General features: G+C 66.4%; 12 protein-coding genes. 7 read left to right on the top strand and 5 right to left on the bottom strand.

Features of this window, described 5'->3' with window-relative positions; translation table 11 throughout:
- Position 1: 1 nt before the first annotated feature.
- Together tssL and tssK are read right to left on the bottom strand one after the other, a co-directional pair.
- Positions 2-1,432, bottom strand: coding sequence for a type VI secretion system protein TssL, long form (gene tssL / locus DWF00_RS17335; protein WP_114828972.1), 1,431 nt, complete (start codon positions 1,430-1,432; stop codon positions 2-4).
- Entirely contained in the window at positions 1,429-2,766 is a 1,338-nt protein-coding gene (gene tssK, locus DWF00_RS17330) for a type VI secretion system baseplate subunit TssK (RefSeq protein ID WP_114828971.1), read from the bottom strand. The genes tssL and tssK overlap by 4 nt, the downstream gene beginning before the upstream one ends.
- A 221-nt stretch (positions 2,767-2,987) precedes the next feature.
- On the opposite strand from tssK, the gene DWF00_RS17325 reads away from it, so the two are divergent.
- The gene (locus tag DWF00_RS17325; RefSeq protein ID WP_114828970.1) at positions 2,988-3,488 is read left to right on the top strand and encodes a PAAR domain-containing protein; all 501 of its coding nucleotides are present in this window, start codon (positions 2,988-2,990) and stop codon (positions 3,486-3,488) included.
- 84 nt (positions 3,489-3,572) lie between these two features.
- Positions 3,573-4,352, top strand: a complete 780-nt coding sequence (locus DWF00_RS17320; protein WP_147283680.1) for a hypothetical protein — start codon at positions 3,573-3,575, stop codon at positions 4,350-4,352.
- On the opposite strand, the gene tagH is transcribed toward DWF00_RS17320, so the two are convergent.
- The 3 genes from tagH to DWF00_RS17305 are packed head-to-tail and all read right to left on the bottom strand — an operon-like array spanning position 4,349 to position 8,150.
- Positions 4,349-5,713 (bottom strand): type VI secretion system-associated FHA domain protein TagH, encoded by a 1,365-nt coding sequence (gene tagH / locus DWF00_RS17315; RefSeq protein ID WP_114828968.1) that lies wholly within the window; start codon positions 5,711-5,713, stop codon positions 4,349-4,351. The two genes, DWF00_RS17320 and tagH, sit on opposite strands and share 4 nt — an antisense overlap.
- Positions 5,714-5,728: 15 nt before the next feature.
- A complete protein-coding gene (locus tag DWF00_RS17310; protein ID WP_114828967.1) occupies positions 5,729-6,283 on the bottom strand; it encodes a DUF6931 family protein in 555 nt (184 codons plus the stop codon).
- A 7-nt stretch (positions 6,284-6,290) separates the two neighbouring features.
- The gene (locus DWF00_RS17305; protein WP_114829301.1) at positions 6,291-8,150 is read right to left on the bottom strand and encodes a type VI secretion system Vgr family protein; all 1,860 of its coding nucleotides are present in this window, start codon (positions 8,148-8,150) and stop codon (positions 6,291-6,293) included.
- Between the two features lie 114 nt (positions 8,151-8,264).
- Between DWF00_RS17305 and DWF00_RS17300 the strand changes: the two genes are divergently transcribed.
- From DWF00_RS17300 to DWF00_RS17280, 5 genes are all read left to right on the top strand, one after another.
- Positions 8,265-8,819 carry an OmpA family protein gene (locus DWF00_RS17300; protein ID WP_114828966.1) on the top strand — a complete coding sequence of 185 codons (555 nt, stop codon included), beginning with the start codon at positions 8,265-8,267 and terminating at the stop codon, positions 8,817-8,819.
- A gap of 71 nt (positions 8,820-8,890) precedes the next feature.
- Complete coding sequence (locus DWF00_RS17295; RefSeq protein ID WP_114828965.1) at positions 8,891-10,270, top strand: type VI secretion system protein TssA; 1,380 nt, start codon at positions 8,891-8,893, stop codon at positions 10,268-10,270.
- A gap of 232 nt (positions 10,271-10,502) precedes the next feature.
- A complete protein-coding gene (gene tssB / locus DWF00_RS17290) occupies positions 10,503-11,042 on the top strand; it encodes a type VI secretion system contractile sheath small subunit (protein WP_114828964.1) in 540 nt (179 codons plus the stop codon).
- Between the two features lie 15 nt (positions 11,043-11,057).
- The gene (tssC, locus tag DWF00_RS17285) at positions 11,058-12,560 is read left to right on the top strand and encodes a type VI secretion system contractile sheath large subunit (protein ID WP_114828963.1); all 1,503 of its coding nucleotides are present in this window, start codon (positions 11,058-11,060) and stop codon (positions 12,558-12,560) included.
- Between the two features lie 147 nt (positions 12,561-12,707).
- On the top strand, positions 12,708-13,193 hold the full coding sequence (locus tag DWF00_RS17280; protein WP_114828962.1) for an Hcp family type VI secretion system effector: 486 nt from the start codon (positions 12,708-12,710) through the stop codon (positions 13,191-13,193).
- Positions 13,194-13,205: the final 12 nt, after the last annotated feature.

Genomic DNA, 13,205 nt, shown 5'->3' with positions numbered 1-13,205 from the left:
ATCAGCTGTTGCGCTGGATCAGAATCTCGACGCGCCGGTTCTTGGCGCGCCCGTCCGCGGTGGTGTTGGGGGCGATCGGCACGTCCGGCCCCTTGCCCTCGAAGCTGATCCGGTCCTGCTTGGTGAGCTTGGTCTGGAGCAGGTCGCCGACCGCCTTGGCCCGCTCCTGCGAGAGCTGCAGGTTGGACGGGAAGCGCGCGGTCCGGATCGGCTGGTTGTCGGTATGGCCGACCACCTTGATCGCGCCGCCCTCCTCGTTGAGCACGGCGGCGATGCGCTCGATCAGCGGCCGGAACTCGGCCCGCACCTGCGCCTGTCCGGGCTCGAACAGCGTGATGTCGACCAGACGCACCAGAATGACGTTCGGCGTGACCTGGCAGACGATCGGCGGCTGCACGGTGGCGCAGACTTTGGCCTGCGTCGGCGCCGGGGGAGGTGGCGGAGGCGGGGCCGAGAAGACCTTGCGGACGATGCCGAGCTCGCCCTTCGGATGCACCGAGAGCAGCTGCGCGGCCGAGACCTCGGCGCTGCCGCTGAGCAGCATGCGGAAGACGAGGTAGAGCCCGAGCACGGCGACGGCCGCGATCGCCGCCACCGACCAGACCGGCACCTTGAAGCGCTGCACCTGCGAGGCGACGGCCTGGCCCTGCCAGCGCGGCGACAGCTCGGGGTCGGGCTGCTTCACCCGGCGCAGCGTCTCGAACAGGTTGCGCTGGATCATCTGCAGGTTGGCCGCGCCGCCCGACGACGTCCGGTGGATGCCCTGGAAGCCGAGCGCCAGGCAGGCATGCATCAGTTCGAGCAGGTTGTAGTTCACAGACGGGTCGGCCTTGGCCTTGTCGAGCTCCTCGAAGAAGCGCACGCCGCCGACGCGCTCGCCGAAGAAGCGCGAGAGCATGCTGTACTGCGTCCAGACGTGCCGGTCCTCGCCGGGGATGTTCTGCACGATGTCGTCGGCCGTGGCGCAGAGTACGTATTTGGCGGTGCGCGTCTGCTCGGCCGAGGCGCCGGTGGCGCGAACCTCGTGCTCGAAGGCCTCGATGGAATCGCCGACCTGCCCGATCAGCTGCGTCGCCGAGGCGCTGCTGAGCGCGGCCCTGAGGCGCCCGAGCAGCAGCAGCAGCGGCCCCCCCGCCTTCAGCAGCGGGTTGGCGTTCGGCGTGATCATCTGCTCGCGCTTCGGCAGGCCGACTGGCGGCGCGCCGGATGGCGGCGCCTGCGGGCGCGGCGGTGCCGGCTGCGGCGTCGCCATCCATTCCTCGCCCGAGCCGGGCACGCCCGGCGACGGCACGGATGCGGGCGCGGCGGGGCCTGGCGCCGGGGCGGCTGGCTGGGTCGGGCGCGAGGGCGCGATGCGGCGCCCGGGGTTCGGCCGGATGATGGTTCGGTCGGAGCGGCCGAACGGATCGGAGGGCGAACCCGGGTCGCTCATCGCCTGCCCTCCAGAACGGCCCAGAGCTCCATCTCGAGATCCGGCCAGTCACCCGAGAAATGCATGCCGATCGAGCTCGCGCTGCTGAATTCGGGCCAGAGCGGCGAGGTCCGGTCGAGGTAGAAATAGACGTGGTCGGTCAGCGCCCGGATCTGCGGCGGCGGCGTCGGCAGATGCACGAGGTTGATGCCCGGCAGATGGGCGTGGACGATCTCGTTCATCTTGGTGTTGGGGCCGACTTTGAAGAGCTGCGGGAACTGCGCCTGGATCTCGGTCAGCGGCCTCCGCGCCGCCACCTCCAGGATCAGCGTCGCGTTGCGGACCAGCGAGCGGTCGCGGATCGTCGACATGAAGGCGTTGGGCGCGCGCTCGACGATCTCCAGCCGGATCGCCCTTCGGCCGAGCTGGGCCGAGAGGAAGTCCTGGATGTCGCGCACGACCGGCATGAAGCAGCCTTCGAGGTCGTCATGGTCGTAGGCCGGATAGTCGCGGGCCCGGCGCTCGGCCGTGGTGAAGGTCGCGAGCTCGCCGGCAATCGCCAGGAAGATCTCGAACAGCCGCTCGGGATGGACGAAGCGCGAGCGCCGCATGTGCTTGAGCACCGGGATGTGCCGGTTGAGCATCTGCAGGATGAAGTAATCGGCGCTTTGCAGGCCGCCGCCGGCGGTCGGATCGGCCGCATAGCGCGCCAGCTCCTCCAGCTTGTTGTCGATCCAGCCGATCACCCGGTCGAGCCAGCCCTCGACCACGGGGTGGGCGGCGGAGATCAGCACGGGCGGCGCGAACTTCTCGTCGAACAGCACGGCGCGGTCGCGCACCTCCAGGATGCGGCCGAGCGCCAGTGCGACATAGCCGGCTTTCGAGGTCTTGCGCAGCTCCAGCGTGAGCCGGGGATGGGCGACGTCGATCTCCTCCTCGATCCGCAACGAGGCGGTGGAGTCGATCAGCATCTCCGTTGCCGGGACATAGCGGCTGGCGCTGCCGTTCAGGCTGTCCTCGACCTCGCGCGTATTCGAGGCCGCGAGCGGCATCGACAGCCAGGCGATCTGGCCGGCCGCATTCTCCGGCACCTCGATGGCGGCGGGCAGTGGGCTGTTGTCGGGTAGCGAGAAGGGCGTGCCGTCGGGCATGATCCCGGCCGCGCGGCGCAGGCCGATGCGGCTTTGCTGAGCCAGGTCACGATCGAGTTCGAGCACCGAGAAGCCCCATGGGTAGGGGGTCACATGTCGGACGCGGCTTTCAAGCAGATTTTCGAGATAGCGGTCGCCCTGCTGCAAGTGATGCGGCCGCAGGAACAGACCTTCCGACCAGATGACCTTGCTGTACCACGACATCCGGTTCTCTCGATCTTCAAGCTGCTTTCGAAGCATATACGAAAACGGTTTCAGGCGTCACCAAGCGAATGCCCCAGCTGCCCGTGGGTCATCGCCTGATTCACGCTCAGCGGCAGGCTGACATGGGCGCCGGCAAGCTGGCATCCTCAACATGAAGGATGTGGAGTGAAAACATCTGCGGCCATGATGGCGCGGGACGCTACGACATCTGAGGAGCGCGCATGCCGACGGGCCCAGCCGCACGCACGACCGACCCGGTGCTGCACCCTTTGCCCGGCCTGCTCACGCCGGGGCCGGGCAGCCTCGACGTGCTGATCGGCACCCTGCCGGCCTGGCGCGGCGTCTCCGCCGCTGCCGCTGCCGCCATCCAAGCGGCCAAGGCCGTTTCCGACGCGGCGTTGCAGGTGGCTGCCGCAGCGACGTTGGCGGCCGCCCCGACGCCGGGCGCTGCGGCGGCCAAGGCGGCCGAGGAGGCGGCCAAGACGACGGCAGGCGCCAGCATGGGATCGATGATCTCGGGGGCCGCCGGCGGCGCTGACATCCATCTCTGCGCGACCTTGATGCCGCCTCAGCCGCATGGGCCGGGCGTGGTGGTGGACGGCTCGCAGACCGTGCTGATCAATGGGCTGGCCGCCTGCCGGATGGGTGATACGATCGTCGAGGCGCTCGGGCCGCCGAACAAGATCGTGATGGGCCTGCCGACGGTGATCATCGGCGGCTGACGGCAAGCGTATGGCGCGAAAAAGGGGGAACCGGTTTTTCGCACGAGCCATGCGCCAACTTTTCTAGCGTCTCGGGAGGCTGCGATGGGGACACGGCGGGTGCCGGACCGGGCGGAGGGGGCGATCGAGCGCTTCCGCCATCTGCGCGTCGAGCGCTTCAGCACCGACCGCGCCTCGGCGCTTGGGCATAGCCACGCCCGCAACGGCCATGTCGTCAAGGTGCTCTGCCATCTCGCGCTGATGCGCGACCCGGCGCGGCTGATGCGGCCGCTCTCGCCGCTGCGCAACGTCACCTGCACCGCCGCCGAGCGCCAGTTCTTCAGTGCCCCGGACGGCCTCCAGGCGGCGCACTTGCTGCCGGGCCAGATCAAGATCGACGCGGCCAATCCCTGGACCTACCTGCGCGGCGATCCGGCGCGGCGGCTGGAGAACCTGTTCGCCTATGTCGAGCCGCTGCACGCCAACTTCAACAAGGCCGATTCCGCCGCCGAATCGAACGGCCTGACCGATGCCTTCGCCATAGCCTGCCGGCAGGTGCTGGTCGGCACCGGCGCGCCCGAGCGCGACATCGAGACCGCCTATCTCCGCTCCTGGCTGCCGGGCGCGCGCCAGGCTTTCGAGGCCGCCGCCGCGCAGAAGCGCGGCAAGCCCGTGCCGCCGCCGATCGTCTACGGCGCGCCGGGCACGCCGGATTTCAACACCATCCTCAATCTCGAGGAGAGGGCGGAGGCCTTCGCCGACGAATCCCTCTGGAACGTCTACGAGCAGCTCAGCGTACTCGACTATTACAAGGCGAGCCTCGACGACACGCCGCGCGAACTCCAGCCGCACAACATCGCGGCGATCCTGACGAGCGGGCCCTAACCCTCGCCGCGCCCGCCGCGGTCGTAGCACTCGGCGAAATAGAGCATGAAGGCGTCGACCAGCCCGTCCTCGTAGGGCGCGGTCTTGGCCTCCCAGCGCGCCACATAAGCGTCCCACATCTTGGCCTTGCGCGAGCCGATCAGCCCGCCTAGCCCGCCCTCGGGCGCGACGCTCTCGGCCACCGCCTGCGGGTCGAGATCCTCGACCAGCATGCGCAGTGCGTGCTGCATCGCCGAATAGGTCTTGATTTGGTGGATCTTCAGGTCCTTGAAGCTCTCGTCGAAGGCCTTCTGCGCGTTGAGATAGCCGCTGGTCGGCCGGCCGAAGATCAACTGCAACGCGTCCTCGACCGTCGGCGAGAATTTCAGCGGGTTGTTGTCCTGCGCCTGGATCATCGTCTGGTTGGTGCTGCGGGCGATGCGCTTGCTCTCGGCGCGCGCCGCCAGCAGCAGCTTCAGCTCGACCGCGACGAGCCGCATCAGTCCGCCGAGCTGCTCGGCGAAGGCGCCGGAATCCTGCCAGCTCAGCGCCTCCGGCGGCAGGCCGAGCCCCTTGGCGAAGCGCTGCACGAACTCGGCCGGCGAGACCGGCCCAGCCGGCATCGGCATCGGCATTGGCGCGGAGGCCACGGGCGCTGGCTGGAACGGCTCCGGATCGGGCAATGGCGCGGGCGCAGCCGGGTCGTTCCACGGGTCGCCGGCCGCCGGTGGCGGTGCAGATGGCCGCCGCGGCGTCGGGATCGGCGCGATCGGCTCCGGCTCGGGCACGGGCGGGGTCTGGTAGGGCGCCCAGGCGAAATCGTCGGGCCGCTGCGGCTGCGGCTGCGACGGTGGCGGGCTCGGCTCGAACGCCCCAGCGCCGGGGGCCGGGATGTCCGCAGCCCAATCGATGAAGCCGGGATGGACGGGCCGGAGCTTGTTCGGCGGCAGCAGGTCGCGGCGCGGGATCGGCGGGGCCTCGCCGCCGCCCGAATCCCACAGCGATTCGGGCTGCGGCGCGCTCTGATAGGGCGCCTCGTCGATCTCAGCCGCCTGGGCCGGGGCGCCGTCGATCGCCACCGCGATGATGTAGTGGCCGATCTCGAGCTTGTCGCCGTTCTGCAGCCGGTAGGGCGATTGCACGCGATGGCTGCCGCCATTGACATAGGTGCCGTTGGTCGAGACGTCGCGCAGCCAATAGGCGCCGTCCTGGAAGCGTATTTCGCAATGCCGCCCGGAGATGGCGCGGGTCGAGTCGGGCAGGCACCAGTCGAGATGCTGGTCGCGGCCGATATCGATGCCGCGCGTGCCGCTGAGCGTCACGCTGAGCGGCCCGCCATCCGGCAGGGAGGTCTCGTTCTCGATCGTGAGCGTCAGCGCCATGTCAGAGGTCCGCCGTTACGCCCGTGCCTTGCCGCCATCGTCATTCGCCAAACGAATGCACGCTTCGATGCAGCCGCGCAATGCGGCGTCGCGCTGCTGCTGCGGCGCCTGGCGGATCGCGGCGAGCACGGCGACGCGGGCCGTCTTCGCCGTGAAGTCCGGCGGGCAGGGCACGGAATGGCTCGCGACCATGCTGCCGCCGGAATAGCCGGCCGATAGCGCGACCCAGGTCGAGGCCTGCTCGGGATCGCCGGCCTCGCCGATGGCCAGCGCCGCCCGGCGCGTCGCGTCGTCGGGGTTGCGCACCCAGGCCTCGGCCGCAGTGAGAGCCGCGTCGCTGCGGCCCGGCGGCTGCAGCGAGCGCAGGCTCTGCACCGCCCACCAGACGGTCTCGCGCCGCGGCAGCAGGAAGGCGCAGAAGCTCACGGCATCCTGCGGCTCCGGCCCGTCGAGTAGCTTGGCCAGGAAGGCGAGGGGGCGCTCGCCCGTCGGCGCCTGGCTGACGAGCTTGCGTGCGGAGGGGAAGGTCTCGAAGACCTCCTGCGCCGTGGTGAAGCGAAGCCGCGTCATGCCCGCCTCAATTGATCTTCACGAGCTGGGCTTTGATGGTCATGATCCCGTCGCTGAGCACGTCGGTCGTGATCGAGCCGTTGATCTTGATCGTCATCGCGGTGATCTCGATGCCAGTCGGCGTCATCTTGATCACGCTGTCGCCGACCCTGAACTTGATCTCGTTGAGCGCCTCGACGAGCTGGCTGCCCTGCTGGATGTCGACCTTGTCGCTGCCCTTGACCAGGGTGGTCACGCGCGAGTACTCGCCCGGGCCGACGAAGGCCTCGCCGTGCTCGCGGGTCTCGATGTTGCGGACGACGACCTTGTGGTCCTTCTCGGCGCGCAGGCCGAGCACCTCATGGTCCATCTTATCCTCGAACATGACCTCGTTATAGGTGCCGCTGAAGCCGGCCCCGGCGGTCGATTCCGACTTCAGGCCCGACTGGGTCTTGTTCGCCGGCAGCTCGTAGGGCGGCATGTGCTGGTCGTTGACCACGGTGCCGGTCACCAGCGGCTGGTCGGGATTGCCCTCCAGGAATTCGACCACGACCTCCTGGCCGATGCGCGGGATGATCTGGCCGCCCCAGTTCTTGCCGGACCAGAGCTGCGCGACGCGGACCCGGCGCGAGGTCGACTCGTCCTCGCGGTCCCAGTGGAAGCGCACGTAGATGCAGCCATATTCGTCGACGTCGATGTCGCCTTCCTCGCCCTTGTTCTTCTCGCCGACGACCTTGGCCGTGTGCGGGCCGTAGATCACGGGCTTGGGCGTGACGATCGGCGCGCGGAAGCGGTTCTCGCCCTTCTGCAGCTCGTAGGAGCCGTGATAGATCGAGTCGTCGGCGCGCGCGCTCGAGCGGTAGTTCTGCACGCCATAGGCGTGGGTGGCGCGCACCACGAGGTACTCGATGTTCTCGTCTTGCGTCGGGTAGCTGGCGAAGGTCATCAGCGCGCCCGGATGCAGGCTCGGCGCCTCGCCGGCGGCATAGCGCCGGTCGTCATGCGCCTGCACCGCCTGGGCGCGGACCTTGGCGAAGCGCTCGCCGTCATTGCGCTTGGTGTAGGCGCCCGGGTAGTCGTAGCTCTCGTAGCTCTTGGCCTTCTGGAAGCCCTCTTCGCTGCGGCTAGTCAGGTCCGAGGTCGATTCCTTGAAGTTGTAGTCGCGCAGCTCGACCTTGCCGGTCCGCAGCCGCCGCTGCGTCGACCAATGCGTCAGGTGCTCGATATGGCGCGACATCGAGCTGTCCTGCGGCGTGAACGGATAGCCCGCTTTCGATCCGGTGAAGCTCGGCGCCGCCGGCGGCTTGATCGGGTCATGCGCCGATTTGGAATCGGAGAGGATCAGCGTGTGGTTGGCGTCGGTATGCTTGAAATAATAGTAAATCCCATATTGCTCCATTAGCCGCAAAACGAAATCGAGGTCGGTTTCCCTGTATTGAACACAATACTCGACTTCGTCGGGCTTATCGCTGACCCGGTCCTCGAAGCTGGCCTTACCTTCTTTTTTGAAGATGTCGCCGATGATGTCGAGCGGTGTCTTGTTCCGGAAGATACGACAATCGGTCCGCTGCGAGAGCAACCACAGCCATGGCCGTAGCACAAACCGGTAGACATGCAGGTCGTCGTCGCGGCCGAGCCATTGTGCGTCGATCAGGATGCCGTGAAATATTCTTTCCTGCTGATCCTTCAATATCATCTTGACAGAACATTTTTCACCGATAATACCTACGAGATCGGCATTCTCCGTCTTGCTTGTGGCTTCTATTTTATATGTGAACAATTCGCTCAAGGCCTCTTCGGCTTCGAACTTGATAAGTGCGAATTCATCTTTGCCTGACGGCGTCGTGAATGATGCGAGTCTTTGTGATTGTCGAAGTTCGGCGGGCATCAACGGAACCTCGTGGCTTGCGGCGGGGGTTTGTGATTGACGCAGCGGCCAAGCGGAGGCATAGTAGAAAGCCTAGGCTCGACAACTGAACTGAAGCTAAACGGAGGGGAGACCATGCGCAAGCAACCTCGCATCGTCATCGCTTTCGCCTTGGTCATGGGGCTGTCTCCCTGGGCTTTCCAGCCCGTGTTGGCTCAGACCTCCTACAAGGCCGAAGACATCGTCAAACATTTCGGCCCGGCCGCGCCGGCGCCGACCATGGGCGTGACGCGCGGGCTCTGCGTCGGCACCGAGGCCGAGTGCAACCGCGCCGGCCACGTCGTGAAGCCGCCGAGCGCCTTCGACCTCGTCGTCAAGTTCAAGTACAACTCGGACGTTCTCGAACCCGACGCCAGGCTCAATCTCGACGAGTTCGCCAAGGCCCTGAAAAATCCTCAGCTGGCTAAGAGCAGCTTCCTGGTCGAGGGCCATACCGACGCCAGCGGCACGCCGAACTACAATCTCGACCTGTCCGAGCGCCGCGCCAGGTCCGTCGTCCGCTACCTCAACGAGCAGGGCGTCGACACCTCCAAGCTGCTCGCCCGCGGCTACGGCCAGAACAAGCCACTGGTCCAGGACCCGTTCTCCGGCGAGAACCGCCGGGTGGAGACGCGGCTGCGCGTCGAATGACGGGCGGCTGACGCAGATCACGACAACACCCGCGGGCGACGAGCCGCTGGATCGCTGACCGGTGGGGGCATATGGCGGCTTTGAATCTCGCAGAGGTGGCGCAGGCGCTCTCGCCGGATGATCCCTGCGGTCCGGATCTGGAATACGATCCCGATTTCATGAACGTCATGGCGCGCCTCGAAGTGGCGCTGCCGACCGCCTATTTCCGCCGTGAGGATGACGGGCGGCAGGTCCCGTTCGACCGCGCCTCGATCGACTTCGCCACGGCCTTCACTGACATCGGCAAGCTGCTCGGCCGCACCCGCGACCTCAGGATCGCGGCGCTCGCCGGCAAGCTGTCGCTGCTGAACCGCGACATCGCCGGCTTCGCCGGCTGCCTCGGCCTCATCGCCGGCAATCTCGCCGAGCAATGGGACGAGGTCCATCCGCGCCCGGAGGATGGCGACGTCATCATGCGCTCCGTGGCGCTGCAGAGTCTCGACGACATGCCGACCGTGGTGCTGCCGCTCCAGCACGCGCCGCTCTTCACCAGCCGGCGCCTCGGCCCCGTGGCGATCCGCAGCCAGCTCGTCGCCAGCGGCGATGTCCGCCTCGTCGAGGGCGAGGAGCATCCCGATGCCAGCGCCATCCAGGCGGCGTTGACCGAGACCGATCTCGATGCCCTCGTTGCGACTCTGGGGCAGGTCGGCGCCATCAAGGCGGCGCTCGGCCGCATCCAGGCCATCTGGATCGAGCGTGCCGGCTACGATCAGGCCGTGACCTTTCCGCGCTTGTCGGTGCTGGTCGATCAAATCATCGCCTTCCTTGACGCTGCCGTCGGCCGCCGTGCTCCGGGGCAGAGTACGCTTGCGGCCGCGCCGGCGGGAAGCGAGCCCGGTGCCGGGCGTGCGCCTGCCGCTGCATCTGACACCGGCTCGACCTGCTCCAGCATCCTTCAAGTGAAGGATGCGCTGGCCTCCTGCCTCGAATATTTCCGTAGGGTAGAGCCATCGAGCCCGGCCGTTCTGCTGATCGGCCAGGCCCAGCAATTGATCGGTAAGTCCTTGATCGAAGTCATCCAGATCATGTTCCCGGACTATGTCGACAAGGCGCTGATCGAGCTTGGCGGCAACCTGAAGTTCCGCCTGCCGCTCGAGCGGCTGGCCCAGGGCAACGGTTCCTATGAGGAGCCGGTTCAGGACTATGAGGCTGCCGAAGAGGAAGCTTCGGGAGATGAGACGCAGTCGGAAGAGGGGGTGGGCGCAGGGCCGGTCGCGGCCGGGCCCGTCATGCTCTCGACCCGCGTCGAGGCCGTTAGCCGGATGAAGGCCGTCGCCGCCTTCTACCGGCAGGTCGAGCCGTCGCATCCGGCGCCGCTGCTGATGGACAAGGCCTGCGCCCTGGCGCAGGTCGATTTCCAGGCTCTGCTTGGCGACATCTTGCCGGAGGTCGCGATCCGACCAGACGAGTGAAGGTTTCGGTCGCGGTTTGTTCCAGGGTATCGGCCCGAAAAGTGGAATGCGGTTTTCGGGAAAAGCCGATGCCTTATCGAAAACCTTAGGCATCGGGCCGGATACGGTATCCGGCCGATGCCTAAAGCAACTTTCGTGACGTCGACAAAGGTGTATGGTGCACCCGACGTAAGAAGCGCATGATGGCATCGCGCGACTTTGCGTGATGCCGGTTGGAAGGGGGAGCTCTCCAATGGCCGGTGACTCAGGGCAAAAATTCATTCGCCGCAACAGGCCGCCGCGGGTCCACATCACGTATGAGGATCCCTACAACGCAGAGCAGAAGGTCGAATTGCCCTTCGTGATGGGGGTGATGGCGGATCTTTCGGGCAATGCCTCGGCTATCGAGAAGCCCGAGATCTCCCAGCGCAAGTTCCTCGACATCGACATGGACAATTTCGATCAGCGCCTCGCCGCGATCGAGCCTGCCGTGAACTTCAACGTGCCCAACAGGCTCGGCGGCAACGGCGACGCGGAGAAGCTCTCCGTCGCCCTGAAGTTCAAGAAGTTCGAGGACTTCAACCCGGCCGCCATTGCCCGCCAGGTTCCGGCCATGGCCAAGCTGCTGGAGGCGCGCGAGCAACTCGCCAACCTCCTGCGCTTCATGGACGGCAAGATGGCGGCGAGCGACCAGGTCAAGGCGCTGCTGGCTGATCCTCAGCTGATGGCGGCGCTCAAGGACAAGCTCGCCGACAAGACGGCCGAGACCAAGACTCCAGACGGCAACAGCTAAGCAAGCGAGGCGGCAATGGCGGAAACCCAGATCCAGCAGCCCGGCGGGGCGGCTGTCGAAACCCGTGACCCCGACGAATTCGCGTCGATCCTCAAGCAGAGCTTCAAGCCCAAGACCGAGAGGGCGGCGACCGAGGTCGAGAACGCGCTCTCGACCCTGGTCAGCCAGGCTCTGGCGGATTCCACGCTGATCAAGAACGACGTGCTCGACACGATCGAGGAGATGATCGCGCGGCTCGACGCCAAGCTCTCCGAGCAGATGAACGAGGTGCTGCACGCACCTGAATACCAGCAGATCGAGAGCGCCTGGCGCGGTCTCAACTACCTCGTCTTCAACTCCGAGACCGACGCTCAGTTGAAGATCAAGGTGATGAACGTCTCGAAGAACGAGCTCTACCGCAATCTCAAGACCTATCCCGGCGCCCGCTGGGACCAGAGCCCGCTCTTCAAGCAGGTCTACGAGCAGGAGTTCGGCCAGCTCGGCGGCCAGCCCTTCGGCTGCCTGGTCGGCGACTATCACTTCAGCCACTTGCCGACCGACGTGCAGCTGCTGCGCGACCTCTCCAAGGTCGCGGCCTCGGCCCACGCCCCGTTCTTCGCCGGCGCCGATCCGACGCTGATGGGCATGGACGCCTGGACCGAGCTCTCCAATCCGCGCGATCTCGGCAAGGTCTTCGACACGCCCGACTATGCGGCCTGGAAGTCGCTGCGCGACGCGGCGGATTCGCGCTATGTCGGCCTGTGCCTGCCGCGCGTGCTCTCGCGCGTGCCCTACGGCGCCAAGTCCGAGCCGGTCGAGGAATTCGCCTTCGAGGAGGATACCGACGGCCACAGGGGCGAGAACTACGCCTGGATGAACGCGGCCTACGCCATGGCCGTGAACATCAACCGCGCCTTCAAGGAATATGGCTGGTGCACCCGCATCCGCGGCGTGCAGTCGGGCGGCGAGGTGCTGAACCTGCCGACCCACACCTTCCCGACCGATGATGGCGGCATCGACCTGAAATGCCCGACCGAGATCGCGATCAGCGACCGCCGCGAGGCCGAGCTGGCGAAATCCGGGCTGATCCCGCTGATCCACCGCAAGAACACCGACAAGGCCGCCTTCATCGGCGCCCAGTCGCTGTACAAGCCGAAGACCTTCTCCGGCCCCGACGGCGTGGCGGCGACGGCGTCGGACAACCTGTCCTCGCGCCTGCCCTACATGTTCGCCGTGTCGCGCTTCGCGCATTACCTGAAATGCATGGTTCGCGACAAGATCGGTTCCTACAAGGAGAAGGAGCCGCTGCGGCGCTGGCTGCAGGAATGGATCACCGAGTATATCGACGGCGATCCGCTCGGTTCCAGCGAGGAGACGAAGGCCCGGCGCCCGCTCGCAGACGCGCGCATCGACGTCTTCGAGGACGAGGAGAACCCCGGATATTATTCGGCAAAGTTCTACCTCAGGCCGCATTTCCAGCTCGAGGGCATGGATATCGGCATGAGCCTCGTCTCGCGCCTGCCGGCGCCGAAGCAGTAGCATCAAGGCCCAGCGCCTGCCGCAGCGGGAGGACGGTTCGCCCTCCTGCATATTGATGACGACGCAGCTCCGCGCCTGGAGCAAGCTCAGTCAAGTCATCCTGGTGGCTGAAAGCTCAGATCAAATAATCCAACTCTGGAGGGTAATATGCCGAGCGATTTCCTGCTTGAGATCGATGGGATCAAGGGCGAGAGCCATGATTCGAAGCATAAGGATACGATCGAGATCGATTCGTTTTCCTGGGGCAACACCAATAGCGGCAGCCACGGCGCCGGCGCCGGCGGCGGCGCGGGCAAGGTGAGCTTTCAGGACGTTCACTTCACCACGCATGTGAACAAGGCCTCGCCGAAGCTGATGCAGTTCTGCGCGACCGGCGAGCACATCAAGAAGGCGGTCCTGTTCGTCCGCAAGCAGGGCAAGGACCAGCAGGAAGCCTATACCGTCACGCTCGAGGACCTGCTCGTCTCCAGCTACCAGTCCGGCGGCAGCAACGGCAGCGGCTCGGTCCCGGTCGACCAGTTCTCGCTGAACTTCACCAAGATCAAGTTCGAGTACAAGCCGCAGAAGGCCGACGGCTCGCTCGACGGCGCCATCACCGGCACCTGGAACGTCAAGACCAACAAGACGTCGTGAGATCGGCGTCGG

This window comes from Allobosea caraganae (assembly GCF_003351345.1).
GTDB lineage: Bacteria > Pseudomonadota > Alphaproteobacteria > Rhizobiales > Beijerinckiaceae > Allobosea > Allobosea caraganae.
The sequence above is the reverse complement of the archived record's forward strand: the minus strand, read 5'-3'. Positions and strand labels throughout refer to the sequence as shown.